This is a genomic window from Streptomyces sp. NPDC057702 (genome assembly GCF_042799315.1).
Classification (GTDB): domain Bacteria; phylum Actinomycetota; class Actinomycetes; order Streptomycetales; family Streptomycetaceae; genus Streptomyces.
The window spans coordinates 45,891-65,082 of sequence record NZ_JBHVJC010000003.1 but is presented as its reverse complement, the minus strand read 5'-3'; the positions used below and the strand labels follow the sequence as shown (position 1 = coordinate 65,082).

The 19,192-nt window shown below is 73.0% G+C and carries 1 protein-coding gene; it reads left to right on the top strand.

The window, feature by feature from the left end; genetic code table 11:
- The first annotated feature begins 44 nt into the window (after positions 1–44).
- The gene (locus ACFVFR_RS02705; protein ID WP_383697419.1) at positions 45–19,139 is read left to right on the top strand and encodes a type I polyketide synthase; all 19,095 of its coding nucleotides are present in this window, start codon (positions 45–47) and stop codon (positions 19,137–19,139) included.
- The last annotated feature ends 53 nt before the right edge of the window (positions 19,140–19,192 follow it).

Here is a 19,192-nt window from a genome sequence, read left to right as displayed (position 1 = left end):
ACCGCGCCGATCTCGCCCGCACCGCCGTAAGGAGCGCACGCTAAATGGAGAACGAGGACAGGCTCCGCGACTATCTCAAGCGGGCCACCAACGACCTGCGCACCGCACGCCGACGCCTGCGCGAGGTGGAGGAGCGCGAGAACGAGCCCATTGCCATCATCGGCATGAGCTGCCGCTACCCCGGCGGTGTCGAGTCACCCGAGGACCTGTGGCGCCTGCTGGCCGACGGCGGCGACGCCGTTGTCGAGTTCCCCGCCGACCGAGGCTGGGACGCCGACGCCCTCCACGACCCGGACCCCGACCACGCCGGCACCTCCATCACCCGACACGGCGGCTTCCTCCAGGGCGCGGCGGGCTTCGACCCCACGTTCTTCGGTATCAGCCCGCGCGAGGCACTGGCCACGGACCCCCAGCAACGACTGCTCCTGGAAACCTCCTGGGAGGCCTTCGAACGCGCGGGCATCGACCCGGCACACGCCAGGGGCACCCGCACCGGCGTGTTCGCGGGCGTCATGTACAACGACTACGCCACGCGCCTGCCACAGGCCCCCGAGGGCTTCGAGGGCTTCCTCGCCAACGGCAGCGCCGGCAGCATCGCCTCCGGTCGCATCGCCTACACCTTCGGCCTCGAAGGGCCCGCCGTCACCGTCGACACGGCCTGCTCGTCCTCGCTGGTCGCGCTCCACCTGGCGATGGTCGCCCTGCGCCGCGACGAGTGCTCGCTGGCTCTCGCCGGCGGCGCCACCTTCATGTCCACCCCCCGCACCTTCGTCGAGTACAGCCGCCAACGCGCCCTGTCCGTCGACGGCCGCTGCAAGGCGTTCTCCGACAGCGCCGACGGCACCGGCTGGGGCGAAGGCGTCGGCATGCTCCTGGTGGAGCGGCTGTCCGACGCCCGCCGCAACGGTCACCCCATCCTCGCGGTCGTCCGTGGCTCGGCCGTCAACCAGGACGGCGCCTCCAACGGCCTCACCGCCCCCAACGGCCCCGCCCAACAGGCCGTCATCACCCAGGCGTTGGCCAGCGCGCGACTCACCCCGGCCCAGGTGGACGCCGTCGAGGCACACGGCACCGGCACCACCCTGGGCGACCCCATCGAGGCCCACGCCCTGATCGCGACGTACGGCCAGGAGCGCACCGCCGAGCGACCCCTGTGGCTGGGATCGCTGAAGTCGAACATCGGCCACGCCCAGGCGGCGGCCGGCGTCGGCGGCATCATCAAGATGGTCATGGCCATGCGCCACGGCACGCTGCCCCGGACACTGCACGTGGATGAGCCCAGCAGCCACGTGGACTGGTCGGCGGGCACCGTGGCCCTGCTCACCGAGGAGCAGCCCTGGCCGCAGGGCGAGGAGCCGCGCCGCGCCGGCGTCTCCTCGTTCGGCGTCAGCGGCACCAACGCCCACGTCATCCTGGAGGAGGCGCCCGCCCCCGACCCGGAGACCGCGCCCGACCCGACACCGCTGCCCGTGGCGCCCTGGGCGCTGTCCGCCCAGAGCCCCGCCGCGCTGCGCGCCCAGGCCGACCGGCTGCGCACGGCCGTGGCCGACGCCGACGCGACCGACTTCGACCCGACGGCCATCGGCTTCTCGCTGGCCACCACGCGAGCCACCTTCGACCACCGTGCCGTGCTGCTGGCCGACGACCAGGCCACCACCGTCGAGCGACTCGCCGCCCTCGCTGACGGGCGCGGCGCCCCCGGTGTCGTCCTGGGCGAGACCGCACCCCATCGACTGGCCTTCCTGTTCTCGGGTCAGGGTGCACAGCGACTCGGCATGGGGCGTGAGCTGGCTGCTCGTTTCCCGGTGTTCGCTGAGGCGTTGGACGCGGTGTTGGGTGAGTTCGATCCGCGTGTGCGGGAGGTGTTGTGGGGCCAGGACGCGGAGGCGTTGAGTGAGACGGGTGTGACGCAGCCTGCGTTGTTCGCGGTTGAGGTGGCGTTGTTCCGGTTGTTGGAGTCGTGGGGTGTGCGTCCTGACGTGTTGGCCGGTCATTCGATTGGTGAGTTGGCTGCGGCGCATGTGGCTGGTGTGTGGTCGTTGTCGGATGCTGCCCGGGTGGTGTCGGCGCGTGCTGGGTTGATGCAGGCGTTGCCGGCTGGTGGGGCGATGGTGGCCATCCAGGCGTCCGAGGCCGAGGTTGCGGGCGACCTGTCGGAGGGTGTGGGGATCGCGGCGGTTAACGGGCCGTCGTCGGTGGTGGTCTCGGGTGATGCCGCCCAGGTTGAGGCGGTGGGGGAGCGGTGGCGTGCGGCTGGTCGTAAGGTGTCGCGGCTGCGGGTCAGTCACGCGTTCCATTCGCCGTTGATGGATCCGATGTTGGAGGAGTTCCGGCGGGTTCTGGAGAGCGTGGCGTACGCGGCGCCGACGATTCCGATCGTCTCGACGCTGACCGGTCGGCCGGCTTCGGCTGAAGAGTTGAACTCGGCTGACTACTGGGTGCGCCACGTACGCGAGTCCGTACGCTTCCACGACGCGCTCCTGACGCTGGCCGAGCAGGGAGCCGACGTCTTCCTGGAGATCGGGCCCGGCGGCGTCCTGTCGGGCCTGGGGCAGCTCGGCGTCGCCGGCGCCACCTTCGTCCCCGCCCTGCGCACCGACCGGCCCGAGCTGGTCTCGCTGACCACCGCCGTCGGCCAGCTGCACGTACGCGGCCTCGCCGTCGACCTGGCGGCCTGCTACGCCGGCACCGGCGCCCGACAGGTGGACCTGCCGACGTACGCCTTCCAGCGCGAGCGCTACTGGCTGGAGGCCCCGGCGGGTGAGGCGGGCGAGTCACGGCTGTCGCCGGAGGAGTCCCGGTTCTGGGAGGTCGTGGAGGAGGGTGACGCGGTTGATCTCGCACGGACGTTGGGTGTGTCCGCTGACGATCCGCTCAGTGCCGTGCTGCCCAGGCTGTCCGCGTGGCGTCGTAAGCAGCGGGACCGCTCGGCCGCCGACGGCTGGCGCTACCGCGTGGAGTGGCGGCCCGTGGTCGCCGGCCCCCGACGCCTGGCCGGCACCTGGCTGGTCGTCGCCCCGGCCGGCGAGGAGCGAGGCACGTGGGTACGCGACGCCCTGGCCCGGCGCGGCGCCGACGCCCGGCTGGTGTCTGTGGACCCGACCACCTCCGACTGGGCCCAGCACCTGACCGAGCCGACCGAGCTCGACGGCGTGGTGTCGCTGCTGGGGCTCGCCGACGCCGGTGAGGGGCGCGTTCCCACCGGCGTGGCGGCCACGATCGGCCTGCTCCGGGCGCTGGGCGCGGCGGGGACGACCGCCGCGCTGTGGTGCCTGACCTCGGGAGCGGTCGCGGCCGGCGCGGACGCGGCCGTCGACGGGTTCGAGCAGGCCACGCTGTGGGGCCTGGGCCGAGCCGCCGCGCTGGAGCACCCCGACCGCTGGGGTGGCCTCGTCGACCTGCCCGACGCGCGGGACGAGGCGACCGGTGACCTGCTCGCCGCCGCCCTGGCCGACGCGGCCGACGAGGACCAACTCGCCCTGCGCGACGGTGCGATCCTGGGCCGCAGGCTGGTACCCGCACCCCTGGGCGAGCCCTTCGCCGACGGCTGGACGCCGCGCGGCACCGTACTGGTCACCGGTGGCACCGGCGCCCTGGGTGGGCACGTCGCCCGCTGGCTCGCGGCACACGGCGCCACACACGTCGTGCTCGCCAGCCGACGCGGCGAAGCCGCCGAGGGTGCCGAGGAGCTGGCGGCCGAACTGGACGAGCTGGGCGCGCGGGTCACGTTCGCCGCCTGCGACGTGGCCAACCGGGAGGCCGTCGCGGGGCTGCTGGCCGACCTGCCGACGCTTTCCGCCGTGGTGCACGCGGCGGGCATCGAGCGCTCGGCGCCCCTGGCCGACCTCGACCCCCACGACCTGGCCGAGTTCGCCGACGTCCTGGCCACCAAGGCCGCCAGCGCCCGCCACCTGCACGAACTGCTGGCCGACACGCCGCTGGACGCGTTCGTCCTCTTCTCCTCCATCGCCGGCGTGTGGGGCAGCGGCGGCCAGGCGGCCTACGGCGCCGCCAACGCCTACCTCGACGCCCTCGCCGACCACCGGCGCGCCACAGGTCTGCCCGCCACAGCCGTGGCCTGGGGGCCGTGGGGCGGCGGCGGCATGGTCGCCGACTCCGGCCAGGGCGCGCACCTGAGCCGCCGGGGCCTGACCGCCATGGACCCCGCCGCCGCCCTGACCGGTCTGGCTACGGCCGTCGCACACGGCGACGCCCAGGTCACCATCGCCGACGTGGACTGGCAGCGGTTCGCCGGCACCTTCATGGCCCGGCGCCCCAGCCCACTGCTGCGCGAACTCCCCGACGTCCAGGCGGCGTTCGCGAACCAGGCCGTCGAGCAGGGCGTTTCCGCGCTCGCCCAACGCCTGGCCGGCCGCACCGAGGCCGAGCGGGCAGCCCACCTCACCGACCTGGTCCGACACGAGGCCGCGACGGTGCTCGGCCTCGCCTCGGCCGAGACGCTCCCCGCCACCCGCGCCTTCCGTGAACTGGGCTTCGACTCGCTCACGGCGATGGAACTGCGCGCCCGCCTGAGCGAGACCACCGGCATCGCCCTGCCCGCCACCGTGGTCTTCGACTACCCGACCGCCGCCGAACTGGCCGGCTTCCTGCGCGTCGAGCTGTCCGGCTCGGACCTCGCGGCCCCCGCCGCCTCGACCGCCCCCCTGGCCGTGAGCGACGAGCCGATCGCGATCGTGGCGATGGCCTGCCGCTACCCCGGCGGCGTGACCAGCCCCGAGGACCTGTGGCGGGTGCTGCTGTCCGGCACGGACACCGTCTCGGAGTTCCCGGCCGACCGTGGCTGGGACCTGGAGGGGCTGTACGACCCGGACGCGGCGAGGGTGGGCACGTCGTACTCGCGCATGGGTGCCTTCCTGGACGGCGTCGCCGACTTCGACCCGGAGTTCTTCGGGATCTCGCCGCGTGAGGCGTTGGCGATGGACCCGCAGCAGCGGTTGCTCCTGGAGACGTCCTGGGAGGCGTTCGAGCGCGCCGGCATCGACCCGCACGCGCTGCGTGGCAGCCGCGCCGGCGTCTTCGTCGGCAGCAACGGCCAGGACTACACGACGCTCATGATGGCCGCCCCGGAGCGCGTCGAAGGGTACTTCGGCACCGGCAGCGCGGCGAGCGTCATCTCCGGTCGGCTGTCGTACACCTTCGGTCTGGAGGGGCCGGCGGTCACGGTGGACACCGCGTGCTCGTCGTCGCTGGTCGCGCTGCACCTGGCGGTGCAGGCACTGCACAAGGGCGAGTGCGAGATGGCCCTGGCCGGCGGCGTCACGGTGATGTCCACCCCCGCCGCGTTCGTCGAGTTCAGCACACAGCGCGGGCTGGCGGTGGACGGCCGCTGCAAGGCGTTCGGCGCAGACGCGGACGGCACCGGCTGGGGCGAGGGCATCGGCATGCTGCTCGTGGAGCGGCTGTCCGACGCCCAGCGCAACGGCCACCCCGTGCTGGCCGTCGTGCGGGGCTCGGCGGTGAACCAGGATGGTGCGTCCAACGGTCTGACGGCGCCGAACGGTCCGTCGCAGCAGCGGGTGATCCGTGCCGCGTTGGATTCCGCTGGTCTGTCGGCGGCTGAGGTGGATGTGGTGGAGGCGCATGGTACGGGGACGAGGTTGGGTGATCCGATCGAGGCGCAGGCGCTGTTGGCCACCTACGGTCAGGGTCGGCCGGCGGATCGGCCGTTGTGGTTGGGTTCGGTGAAGTCCAACATCGGTCACACCCAGGCCGCCGCCGGTGTCGCGGGCGTGATCAAGATGGTCATGGCGATGCGCCACGGCCTGCTGCCCCACACCCTGCACGTGGACCAGCCGTCGCCCCACGTGGACTGGTCGACAGGCGCGGTCGCGCTGCTGGCCGAGGCCCGGCCGTGGCCGGAGACCGGCCAGCCGTGGCGGGCGGGCGTGTCGTCGTTCGGGTTCAGCGGCACCAACGCGCACACCATCATCGAGCAGGCCCCCGCGACGGAGCGGGAGCAGGCCCCGGAGCCGCTGCCGACCGGGACGAGCGTCCCGTGGGCTCTGTCGGCCGCGACCCCCGAGGCGCTGCGGGAGCAGGCCGCGCGACTCGCGTCGTTCGTCGCCGAGGCGACGGACCCTGCCGTGGCGGACATCGGCCGCACCCTGGCGTTCTCGCGAGCCGCGCTGGAGCACCGCGCGTTGGTCGTCGCCACGGAACCCGCCGAGTTCCAGACGGCCCTGACCGCCCTCGCCGAGGGCCGCAGCGGAGCGGGCGTCACCGTGGGCGAGGCCGCCTCGCACCGGGTGGGTTTCCTGTTCTCGGGTCAGGGTGCGCAGCGGTTGGGGATGGGGCGTGAGCTGGCGGCGCGTTTCCCGGTGTTCGCTGAGGCGTTGGACGCGGTGTTGGGTGAGTTCGACCCGTCCGTACGAGAGGTGTTGTTGGGCGACGATGCGGAGGCGTTGAACGAGACGGGTGTGACGCAGCCGGCGTTGTTCGTGGTCGAGGTGGCCCTGTTCCGGTTGCTGGAGTCCTGGGGTGTACGTCCTGACGTACTGGCCGGGCATTCGATCGGCGAGCTGGCCGCCGCGCATGTCGCCGGCGTGTGGTCCCTGTCGGATGCGGCCCGGGTGGTGTCGGCTCGTGCTGGGTTGATGCAGGCGTTGCCGGCTGGTGGGGCGATGGTGGCCATCCAGGCGTCCGAGGCCGAGGTCGCGGATGACCTGCCGGAGGGTGTGGGGATCGCGGCGGTCAACGGGCCGTCGTCGGTCGTCGTCTCGGGTGACGCGGTTCAGGCCGAGGCCGTGGCTGAGCGGTGGCGTGTGGCCGGCCGCAAGGTGACCCGTCTTCGGGTCAGCCACGCGTTCCACTCGCCGTTGATGGAACCGATGTTGGAAGAGTTCCGACGGGTTCTGGAGAGCGTGTCGTACGCGGCTCCCACCATCGCCATTGTTTCCACCCTGACCGGTCAGCCGGCCTCGGCCGAAGAGTTGAACTCGGCGGAGTACTGGGTGCGGCACGTTCGGGAGTCCGTGCGGTTCGCCGATGCCGTCGAAGCGTCGCGGAAGCAGGGCGTGGGGGTGTTCGTCGAGGTCGGCCCGGGGGGCACACTGTCGGCTCTGGGCCAGGAGACCGCGCCGGACGCGGTGTTCGTGCCCGTGCTGCGCGGCGACCGTCCGGAGGTCGTGGCCGCCACCACGGCCGCCGGCCAGCTGTACGTACGGGGCGTCCAGGTGAGCTGGGAACCCTTCTTCGCCGGTCGCGGTGCGCGGCCGGTCGATCTGCCCACGTACGCCTTCCAGCGCCAGCGCTACTGGCTCGACACCCCGACCGCCATCGAGGGCATCGAGCACATGTCGCCCGTGGAGTCCCGGTTCTGGGAGGTCGTGGAGGAGGGTGACGCGGTTGATCTCGCGCGGGCGTTGGGTGTGTCCGCTGACGATCCGCTCAGTGCCGTGCTGCCCAGGCTGTCCGCGTGGCGTCGTAAGCAGCGGGACCGCTCGGCCGCCGACGGCTGGCGCTACCGCGTGGAGTGGCGTTCGGTGGCTGTCGAGGGGCGGTCGGCAGAGGGCGTCTGGTGGGTGGTGGCGACCGCGGGTGAGCCGCGCGCCGAGGCGGTACGCGACGCGCTGGAGCGCGCCGGCGCCGATGCTCGGGTGCTCCTCGTGGAGCCGACCGCGGTGGACTGGTGGGCCGAACTGTCCGAGGCGGGCGAGCTGGCTGGCGTGGTCTCGCTGCTGAGCCTCGACGACGGGGCGGTCACCCCCACGGTGGGACTGCTGCGCGCGTTGGGTGAGCTGGCGGGTTCGGCCCGGTTGTGGTGTGTGACCTCGGGTGCGGTGTCGGTGGGTGCGGGCGACAGGGTCGCCGGGTTCGAGCAGTCGGTGGCCTGGGGACTTGGCCGGGTCGCGGCGTTGGAGTACCCGGGGTGCTGGGGCGGGCTGGTGGACCTGCCCGGGGCGGTGGACGAGACGGTGGCCGACGCGCTGGTGTCGGTCCTCGCGGGAGCCGGCGACGAGGACCAGCTGGCGTTGCGGGACGGTCAGGTGTGGGGGCGCCGGCTGGTTCCCGCGCCGTTGGGCACCCCCGCCGCCGGTGCCGGCTGGACGCCGGGCGGCACGGTGCTGGTCACCGGTGGGCTGGGAGCGCTGGGCGGGCACGTGGCCCGCTGGCTGGCGGCCAACGGGGCCGAACACCTCGTCCTCACCAGCCGTCGCGGTGAAGCCACCGAGGGTGCCGAGGAGTTGCGGGCCGAGCTGGTCGGGCTGGGCGCCCGCGTCACGCTCGCCGCCTGCGACGTGGCCGACCGCGCGGCGCTCGCCGGCCTGCTGGCGGACACTCCGGACATCACCGCCGTGGTGCACGCGGCGGGCATCGAGCGCTCGGCGCCCCTCGCCGACCTCGGCCCCGACGACCTCGCCGATGTGTTGACGGCGAAGGTGGATGGGGCGCGGAACCTGCACGAGTTGTTGGGTGACACGTCGCTGGACGCGTTCGTTCTCTTCTCGTCCATCGCCGGCATCTGGGGCAGCAGCGGCCAGGGCGCGTACGCCGCCGCCAACGCCTACCTGGACGCGCTCGCCGCCCACCGACGTGCTGCCGGACAGCCCGCCACCGCCGTCGCCTGGGGGCCGTGGGGTGGTGGCAGCGGCATGGTCGCGACCACCGAACAGGTCGCGCTGCTACGCCGTTGGGGCTTGTCGGCGATGGCCCCGGCGGTGGCTGTCGCTGGTTTGGCGTCGGCGTTGGAGCGGGGTGACGAGGATGTTGTTGTCGCGGATGTGGATTGGGAGCGGTTCGCGGGGACGTTTATGTCTCAGCGTTCTAGTGCGTTGTTGGGTGAACTGCCGCAGGTGCGTAAGGCGTTGGAGGGCTCGGGGTCGGGGCGGGTTGGTTCGGTGTGGGCTGAGGGGTTGGTTGGGTTGGGGGTGGGTGAGCAGGAGTGGCGGTTGACGGAGTTGGTGCGGTTTGAGGCTGCGGCGGTGTTGGGGTATGTGTCGGGTGAGGTGTTGTCGGCGACGAGGGCGTTTAGGGAGTTGGGTTTTGATTCGCTGACGGCGATGGAGTTGCGTTCGCGGTTGAGTGAGGTGACGGGTGTCGCTTTGCCGGCGACGTTGGTCTTCGACTATCCGAACGCGGCGGTGTTGGCGGCGTATCTCCGCACCGAACTCGCGGGAACCAGCGCGACGCCCACGGCGGTGGCACCCTCGACCACCTCCCGGGTCAGCGACGAGCCGATCGCGATCGTGTCGATGGCGTGTCGGTTCCCCGGCGGCGTGGCCAGCCCCGAGGACCTGTGGGACGTCCTCCTCTCGGGCGGGGACGCGGTCACCGACTTCCCCACCGACCGTGGCTGGGACATCGAGGCCCTGTACAACCCCGACCCGGACGCGCCGGGCACCACCTACCTGCGCTCGGGGGCGTTCCTCTCCGACGTGAGCGGCTTCGACGCCGGCTTCTTCGGCATCTCGCCGCGTGAGGCGCTGGCGATGGACCCGCAACAACGGCTGCTCCTGGAAACCTCCTGGGAACTGCTGGAACGCGCCGGAGTCGATCCGGCGTCGCTGCGCGGCGAGCGGGTGGGGGTCTTCGTCGGCTCGAACGCCCAGGACTACGGACTGGTGCTGGGCGAGGCCGCCGAGGACGTGGGTGGCTATGTCGCGACCGGCAACGCGGCCAGTGTCGCCTCGGGTCGGCTGTCGTACACCTTCGGCTTCGAGGGCCCGGCGGTCACGGTCGACACCGCGTGCTCGTCCTCGCTGGTCGCGCTGCACCTGGCCGTGCAGGCCCTGCGCACCGGTGAATGCGAGATGGCCCTGGCCGGCGGCGCCACCGTCATGGCCACACCCGGCGCGTTCGTCGAGTTCAGCCGCCAGCGCGGACTGTCGCTGGACGGGCGTTGCAAGGCGTTCGCCGCCGCCGCCGACGGCACGAGCTGGGGCGAGGGCGTCGGCATGCTGTTCGTCGAGCGGCTCTCGGACGCGCGCCGCAACGGCCACCCCGTGCTGGCCGTCGTGCGGGGCTCGGCGGTGAACCAGGACGGTGCGTCCAACGGTCTGACGGCGCCGAACGGTCCGTCGCAGCAGCGGGTGATCCGTGCCGCGTTGGATTCCGCTGGTCTGTCGGCGGCTGAGGTGGACGCGGTGGAGGCGCATGGTACGGGGACGAGGTTGGGTGATCCGATCGAGGCGCAGGCCCTGTTGGCCACCTACGGTCAGGGCCGCCCGGCGGATCGGCCGTTGTGGCTGGGTTCGGTGAAGTCCAACATCGGACACACCCAGGCTCCCGCGGGCGTCGCGGGTGTGATCAAGATGGTGCTGGCCATGCGGCACGGCGTACTCCCGCGTACCCTGCACGTGGATGAGCCGTCGCCGCATGTGGACTGGTCGGCCGGCGCCGTGGAACTGCTCACCGAACAGCGTGTGTGGCCCGCCACCGACCGGCCGCGCCGGGCCGGCATCTCGTCGTTCGGCTTCAGCGGTACGAACGCGCACACCATCATCGAGCAGGCTCCGGAGCCGGAGGCTGTCGAACCCGAGGCCGTACCCGAAGCCCGCACCCGGGACAACCTGGTGCCGTGGGTCCTGTCGGCCAACGACGCGGACGCCCTGCGCGGCCAGGCCCAGCGCCTGCTGGCGCTGGTCGACGAACACACCCCCGTGGACGTCGGCTACTCGCTGGCCACCTCCCGCTCGGCCCTCGACCACCGCGCGGTCGTGCTCAGCGCCGACCACGCCGGATTCCTGTCATCCCTGACCGCCCTCGCCGAGGGCCGAAGTGGAGCGGGCGTCACCGTGGGCGAGGCCGCCTCGCACCGGGTGGGTTTCCTGTTCTCGGGTCAGGGTGCGCAGCGGTTGGGGATGGGTGGTGAGCTGGCTGCTCGTTTCCCGGTGTTCGGTGAGGTGTTGGACGCGGTGTTGGGTGAGTTTGATCCGCGTGTGCGGGAGGTGTTGTTGGGCCAGGACGCGGAGGCGTTGAGTGAGACGGGTGTGACGCAGCCTGCGTTGTTCGCGGTCGAGGTGGCCCTGTTCCGGTTGCTGGAGTCCTGGGGTGTACGTCCTGACGTACTGGCCGGGCATTCGATTGGTGAGTTGGCTGCGGCGCATGTGGCTGGTGTGTGGTCTCTGTCGGATGCTGTCAAGGTTGTCTCGGCGCGTGCTGGGTTGATGCAGGCGTTGCCGTCCGGTGGGGCGATGGTGGCGGTTCAGGCGTCTGAGTCTGAGGTCGCGGATGGTGGTCTGCCGGAGGGTGTGGGGATCGCGGCGGTCAACGGGCCGTCGTCGGTGGTGGTCTCGGGTGATGCCGTCCAGGTTGAGGCGGTGGGGGAGCGGTGGCGCGAGGCTGGGCGTAAGGTGTCGCGGCTGCGGGTCAGTCACGCGTTCCATTCGCCGTTGATGGATCCGATGTTGGAGGAGTTCCGGCGGGTTCTGGAGGGTGTGTCGTACGCGGCGCCGACGATTCCGATCGTCTCGACGCTGACCGGTCAGCTGGCTTCGGCTGAAGAGTTGATGTCGGCCGGGTATTGGGTGCGGCACGTGCGCGAGTCCGTACGCTTCGCCGACGCGGTGGCCACTCTCGTGGGTGAGGGTGTGGGGACGTTTGTCGAGGTGGGGCCGGGTGGGACATTGTCGGCTCTGGGACAGGAGACAGCGCCGGATGCTGGTTTCGTGCCGGTGTTGCGTGGAGACCGTTCGGAAGAGTTGGCGTTGGTCTCGGCGCTCGCCAAGGTTCATGTGCGTGGGGTTTCGGTGGACTGGGCGGCGTTCTTCGCCGGCAGCGGTGCCCGGCGGGTCGACCTGCCGACGTACGCCTTCCAACACCAGCGCTACTGGGCGACCGCCGCGCCCACCGTCGAGGTGTCCGCCGTGGACGCGGACGAGGCGCGGTTCTGGGCCGCTGTGGACAGCGAGGAGACGACGACCCTCGCGTCGTCCCTGGGTGTGACCGACGACGGGCAGGCCGACTCGCTCCGCGCGGTGCTACCCCTGCTGTCGTCGTGGCGCCGGCAGAGCCGCGCGAAGCGCGCCACCGACGCCTGGCGGTACGCCGTGCGCTGGCAGCCCCAGGCCCGCCCGGCGACCTCGCTCCCTTCGGGCACGTGGCTGGTCGTGGCGCTCGCGGGGGACGGCCGGGCCGCCGAACTGGGTGACCTCCTCGCGGGTCACGGCCTGGAGCTGGTACGCGTCGAGGTGGACCGCACGGACCGGGCCGGGCTCGCCGACGCGCTGCGCTCGGCCGCCGACGGGCACGAGGTCGGCGGGGTGCTGTCGCTGCTGGCGCTGGACGCGTCGCCGCACCCCGAGCACCCCGTGGTGCCGCGTGGTGTGGCGGCCACCCTGGCGCTGACACAGGCACTCGGCGACGTGGACGCTCCGGCGCCGCTGTGGTGCGTGACGACCGGCGCGGTCGCCGCGCTCGCGGGTGACGCGGTCGCCGGCCTGGGGCAGTCGATGGTGTGGGGCCTGGGGCGGGCCGCCGCGCTGGAGCACCCGGGTCGCTGGGGTGGGCTCGTCGACCTGCCGGAGGCGGTGGACGCCTCGGTGGCCGCGCGGCTGTGCGGGCTGCTGGGCGGGGCGGAGGACCAGGCCGCCGTCCGCGAGTCCGGCGTGTTCGTGCGCCGACTGCGGCGGGCCGAGCGGGCCGCCGCCGGCTCCGACTGGAGGCCGCGCGGCACGGTCCTGGTGACCGGCGGCCTCGGCGCCCTCGGCGCACGGGCCGCCCGCTGGGCGGCCTCCCAGGGCGCCGAACACGTCGTGCTGGTCAGCCGGCGCGGAGCCGACGCCACCGGCGCGGCTGAGCTGCGGGCGGAGTTGGAGGAGTCGGGCGCGCGGGTCACCGTCGCCGCCACCGACATCGCCGACCGGGCCGCGCTCGCCACCCTCGTCGACAGCCTGGCCTCGGCCGGCGACCCGATCCGTGCCGTCGTGCACACCGCCGGCCTGAACGACAGCGTCCCGGTCGACGAGACCGACCTGGCGCGCTTCGCCGACGTGGTCGCCGCCAAGGTGGCTGGCGCCACGCACCTGCACGAACTGCTGGCGGACACGCCGCTGGACGCCTTCCTGTGCTACTCCTCGATCGCCGGTGTCTGGGGCAGCGGCGGGCAGGTCGCCTACAGCGCGGCCAACGCCTACCTCGACGCGCTCGCCGCCCACCGCACCGCCTCCGGGCTGCCGGCCACCGCCGTGGCCTGGGGCCCGTGGGCCGGTGGCGGGATGGCCGACGACGAGGCCCAGCGTCAACTCTCCCGCCGCGGGCTCCTCGCGCTGGCGCCCGACCTCGCGGTCGGTGCCCTGGCTGACACGGTCGGCGCGGGCACGGCCACCACCGTCGTGGTCGACGTCGACTGGCGGCGGTTCGCCCCCGCGTTCACCGTCGGCCGCCCCAGCCCGCTGCTCGCCGACCTCGCCGAGGCGCGGGACGCGCTCGCTGACCAGGCGGTCGATGCCGCCGGGGTGGCCGAGCCGGCCGAGGCCGGGGCCGAGCTGCGGCGCCGCCTGGTGGGCCTGGACCCGGCGAAGCAGGGTGAGGCGACGCGCGCGCTGGTGGCCGCGGAGGCCGCCACCGTCCTCGGGCACGCCTCGGCTGGCGCCATCGACGCCGACCGGGCCTTCCGTGAGCTGGGCTTCGACTCGCTGACCGCCGTGGAACTGCGCAACAGGTTGACGGCCGTGTCCGGCCTGCCCCTGCCCGCGACCGTCGTCTTCGACTACCCCACGCCCGCCGCGCTCGCCGCCCACCTGTTGTCGGCGGTGCGCGAGCCGGAGGGTGAGAGCCCCTCGGCGGGTGACACCCCCACCCTGGCCGTGAGCGACGAGCCGATCGCGATCGTGGCGATGGCCTGCCGCTACCCCGGCGGCGTGGCCAGCCCCGAGGACCTGTGGGACGTGCTGGTGTCGGGCCGGGACGCGGTCTCGGAGTTCCCCGCCGACCGTGGCTGGGACCTGGAAGGGTTGTACGACCCGGACCCGGCCGGCGTGGGTACCTCGTACTCGCGCATGGGTGCCTTCCTCGACCGGGTCGCCGACTTCGACGCCGGGTTCTTCGGGATCTCGCCGCGCGAGGCGTTGGCGATGGACCCGCAGCAGCGGCTGCTCCTGGAGACGTCCTGGGAGGCGTTCGAACGCGCGGGCATCGACCCCGACGCCGTACGCGGCGAGCGCGTGGGTGTGTTCGTCGGATCGAACGTGCAGGACTACGGGATGGTCCTGGACGGGGCCGCCGAGGACGTGGGCGGACACGTGGCCACAGGCAGCGCCGCGAGTGTCATGTCCGGCCGCCTCTCGTACACCTTCGGGCTCGAAGGCCCCGCCGTCACCGTGGACACAGCCTGCTCGTCGTCGCTGGTCGCCCTGCACCTGGCGGTGCAGGCGCTGCGCTCGGGCGAGTGCGATATGGCCCTGACCGGTGGTGTCACGGTGATGTCCACCCCCGGCGCGTTCGTGGAGTTCAGCCGCCAGCGCGGACTGTCCGTGGACGGGCGTTGCAAGGCCTTCGCCGACGGCGCCGACGGCACCGGCTGGGGCGAGGGTGTGGGCATGCTGCTCGTGGAGCGGCTCTCGGACGCCGAGCGTGACGGACACCAGGTGCTGGCCGTCGTGCGCGGCTCGGCCGTCAACCAGGACGGCGCGTCCAACGGCCTCACCGCGCCCAACGGCCCCTCCCAGCAGCGGGTCATCCGGGCCGCGCTGGCCTCGGCCGGCCTGACGCCCACCGAGGTGGACGCGGTCGAGGCGCACGGCACCGGCACCACCCTGGGTGACCCGATCGAGGCCCAGGCCCTGCTCGCCACCTACGGCCAGGACCGGCAGGGTGAACCGCTGCTGCTGGGCTCGATCAAGTCCAACATCAGCCACACCCAGGCCGCGGCCGGCGTCGCTGGCGTCATCAAGATGGTCCTGGCCATGCGCCACGGTGTCCTGCCCAGGACACTGCACGTGGACGAGCCGTCCACCCACGTCGACTGGTCCGCCGGGGCGCTGGAACTGCTCACCGACCAGCGCGCGTGGCCAGCCGTGGACCGCCCGTGGCGGGCCGGCGTCTCCTCCTTCGGGTTCAGCGGAACCAACGCGCACACCATCATCGAGCAGGCACCCCGCCCGACCGGGGCGCCGACCCCGGTGACCGAGGTCGAGCCGGGCGCCGTGCCGTGGGTACTGTCGGCCCGCACGGGCGAGGCCCTGCGCGCCCAGGCGGCACACCTGAGCGCCGCGTTCGCGCACGAGACAGCGGGAACGGTCACCGACGTCGCCCACTCGCTGCGCTCCCGGTCGACCTTCGATCACCGGGCCGTGGTCCTCGGCCACGACCGGCAGGAGTTCCTGACCGGCCTGGCCGCCCTGGCCGACGGCCGCGAGGCACCCAACGTCGTCACCGGCGTGGCCGACAGCCGCCCCAACGGACCGGTGTTCGTCTTCCCCGGCCACGGCTCCCAGTGGGTCGGCATGGCCGGCGAGCTGCTGGACAGCTCACCGGTGTTCCGCGCGCGAATGCACGAGTGCGCACAGGTCCTGGACCCGCGCGTCGACTGGTCGCTGCTGGACGCCCTCCACGACCCCGACCTGATGGAGCGGCTGGACGTCGTCCAACCCGCCCTGTTCGCGGTCATGGTGTCACTGGCCGCCACCTGGCGCTCCTGGGGCGTCGAGCCCAGCGCCGTCCTGGGACACTCCCAGGGTGAGATCGCCGCGGCCTGTGTCGCGGGTGCCCTGAGCCTGGACGACGCGGCTGACCTGGTCGTCCTGCGCGGCAAGGCGCTCGCCGCGCTCGCCGGCCAGGGCGGCATGGTCGCGATCGCCCTCGACGTGACCGCCGTACGCGAACTGCTCACCGACTGGGACGGGCGACTGGGCATCGGCGTCGTCAACGGCCCCACCTCCGTCGTCGTCTCCGGCGACGCGGACGCCGTGGACGAACTGGTGGACCACTGCGCCGAGCAGGGCATCTGGGCGCGGCGCGTCCAGGCCGACTACGCCCCGCACTCCCACCACGTCGAGCGGATCGAGACCGAACTGCTCACCGGCCTGGCACACGTGCGACCCCGCGCCAGCGACGTGCCGTACTTCTCCCCGCTGGCCGGCGGCTGGCTGGACACTCGCGAGATGGACGCCACCTACTGGTACCGCAGCCTGCGCCAACCCGTGGAGTTCGCCGACTCCGTGGCCACCCTGGTAGCCACGGGGTACACCGACTTCGTCGAGGTCAGCCCGCACCCCGTGCTCGTGGCCGGACTGGGCGAACTGGCCGGTGCCGACGGCGTGGTGGTCGGCTCGCTACGCCGTGCCGACGGCGGCCCGGCCCGCCTGCTGAACTCGGCGAGCAGACTGTTCGTCCGTGGCGGCAAGGTGGCCTGGCAGCTCGCCGACGCGCGACAGGTGGACCTGCCGACGTACCCGTTCCAACGCCAACGCTTCTGGCCCACGACATCCCCCACCGCCACCGGCGACGTCACCTCGGCGGGACTCGGCCGCGTCGAACACCCCCTACTCGTCGCCGTCACCGAACTCGCCGACTCCGACAGCCTCGTCTTCAGCGGCCGACTGTCCCCACGTACCCACCCGTGGCTGGCCGACTACCGTGTCCAGGGCACCGCGCTGCTCCCCGGCGCGGCCTACGTCGACCTCGCGCTGCGCGCCGGCGACCACGTCGGCTACGCGGCACTGGACGACCTCGTCCTGGAAACACCCCTGGTACTGCCCGAGCGGGACGGCGTACAGCTGCGGCTCAGCCTGGACGGGCCCGACGCCACCGGCGGCCGGGCGTTCACCGTGGACTCGCGCGGCGACGGGGGCGGCGGCTGGACCCGACACGCCACCGGCACCCTGACGGAACGGGCCCAGCCCACCACCGGCGACCTGGTCGCCTGGCCGCCCAGCGAAGCCGAACCCGTCACCTTCGACACCCACTACGCCCACCTGGCCGCCACCGGCCTTGAGCACGGCCCCGCCTTCCAGGGCCTGCGCGCCGCCTGGCGCAAGGGTGACGAGGTGTTCGCCGAAGCCAGCCTTCCGGACGGGCTCGCCGACCCGGGTTTCGGTCTCCATCCGGCCCTCCTGGACGCCGCGCTGCAGGCCATCGGCCTCGGGGTCAGCTCGAACGGGCTGCCGTTCTCGTGGGCCGGGGTGCGCCTGTTGGCCACCGGGGCCACCACGCTGCGGGTGCGCGTCACCCCGGTCGGTGTGGACACCGTGGCGCTGCTGGTCACCGACGGCACCGGCCAACCCGTAGCCGCCGTGGACGAGTTGAGTCTGCGGGCCATGTCCGCCGACCAGCTCCACCTCGCCCGCTCCGCCCATCGCGACTCGCTGTTCGAGGTCAGGTGGGCCCCCCTGCCAGACGCCGCCCCCGAAACCGGCACCTGGGCCGTCGTCGGCGGCGACACCACCCGGCTGGCCAGCGCGCTCACCACGGCCGGCGCACCCGTCACCGAACACGCCAACCTCGCCGCACTGCTGACCGCCCTCGACGCCGGCGCACCCGTGCCCCACCACGTCGCCCTCACACCTGGCGAACACGCCACCACCCCCCGCGAGGCCGCCCACCACACCCTCGACCTGCTCCGTACCTGGCTGGCCGACGACAGGCTCGCCCCGTCGCGACTGGTGCTGCTCACCAGCGGCGCCCTCGCCACCACACCCGGCGAGCCCGTCCCGGACCTGGTCGCCGCCCCCGTCTGGGGCCTGGTGCGCTCGGCGCAGACCGAGCACCCGGCACGGTTCGTCCTGGTCGACACGGACGCGCACGACAGGTCGCTGCGTAAGCTCCCCGCCGCGGTCGCCACCGGCGAACCACAGATCGCCCTCAGGGACGGCGCCGCCACCATGGCCAGGCTGGCGCGACTCGCCACCCCCGCCGACGCACCCGAACCAGCGGCGTTCACCCCCGACGACAGGGTGCTGATCACCGGAGGACTGGGTGTCCTGGGCGGCATCACCGCCCGCCACCTGGTCACCCACCACGGCGTACGCCACCTCGTCCTCACCGGTCGACGCGGCCCGGACACCCCCGGGGCCACCGAACTGCGTTCCGAACTACAGAAGTTGGGCGCCCACGTCGCGGTCGTGTCCTGCGACGTGAGCGACCGCGCCGCCGTCGCCACCCTGCTGGCCGAACACCCGGTGACCGCCGTCATCCACACGGCGGGTGTGCTGGACGACAGCGTCATCGAGTCCCTGACCCCCGAGCACGTCGACACGGTCTTCGGCCCCAAGGCCGACGCCGCACTCCACCTGCACGAACTGACCGCCGAACTCGATCTCACGGCGTTCGTCCTGTTCTCCGCCGCGGCCGGCGTCTTCGGCGGCCCCGGCCAGGGCAACTACGCGGCGGCCAACGCCTTCCTGGACGCTCTCGCCCAGCACCGCCACGCCACCGGCCTGCCCGCCACCTCACTGGCCTGGGGCCTGTGGGCGCAGGCCAGCGGCATCACCGGGCACCTGGACGAAGCGGACGTCCAACGCATGGCACGCGGCGGCATGAACCCGCTGTCCGCCCAGGACGGCATGGCCCTGCTCGACGCGGCCCGCGCGACCGGCGCCCCCGCCGCCCTGCCCGCCGCCCTCGACCTGGCCGCCCTGCGAGCCAACCCGGACCAGGTACGCCCGCTGCTGCGCGGCCTGGTCCCCACCCTCGCCCGTCGGGCCGCCCGCGCCACCGACACCACCGGCCCGGTCCCGCTCGCCCAACGGCTCGCGGGCCTCACCGAGGCGGAACAGGACCGAGCGCTCATCCACCTCGTACGCACCCACACCGCCGCCGTACTCGGCTTCGCGGGACCGGAGGCGGTCGAGGCGGACCGGGCGTTCAAGGAACTCGGCTTCGACTCACTGACCGCCGTCGAACTACGCAACAGGCTGGACACCGAAGTCGACTCCCGACTCTCAGCCACCCTCGTCTTCGACCACCCCAACCCGGCAGCACTCGCCGCCCACCTGCGCACGAAGCTCCTCACGAGCCAGGGCACACCCGCCGCGGCGGTACTCGGCGAGCTCAACAGGCTGACGGTCACCATCTCCAAGCTCGACCCGAACGACGCGCTGGTCGAGGACATCCAACTACGCCTCCGCTCCCTCCTGTCCACGTGGGACGACAAGGAGCCCGAGGTCGCCGTGGACGACCTGAGCTCGGCAACGCTGGCGGACGTGTTCGACATCATCGACGAGGAACTCGGAAAGTCCTGACCAGCGGTTACGGACTCTCATCACCACGAGTACGAACTCTCACCCAAGAGGGG

What these genes read in the sequence shown, in the direction of transcription:
- ACFVFR_RS02705 (WP_383697419.1), top strand. Translation starts at nt 45, where the DNA reads ATGGAGAACGAGGACAGGCTCCGCGACTATCTCAAGCGGGCCACCAAC.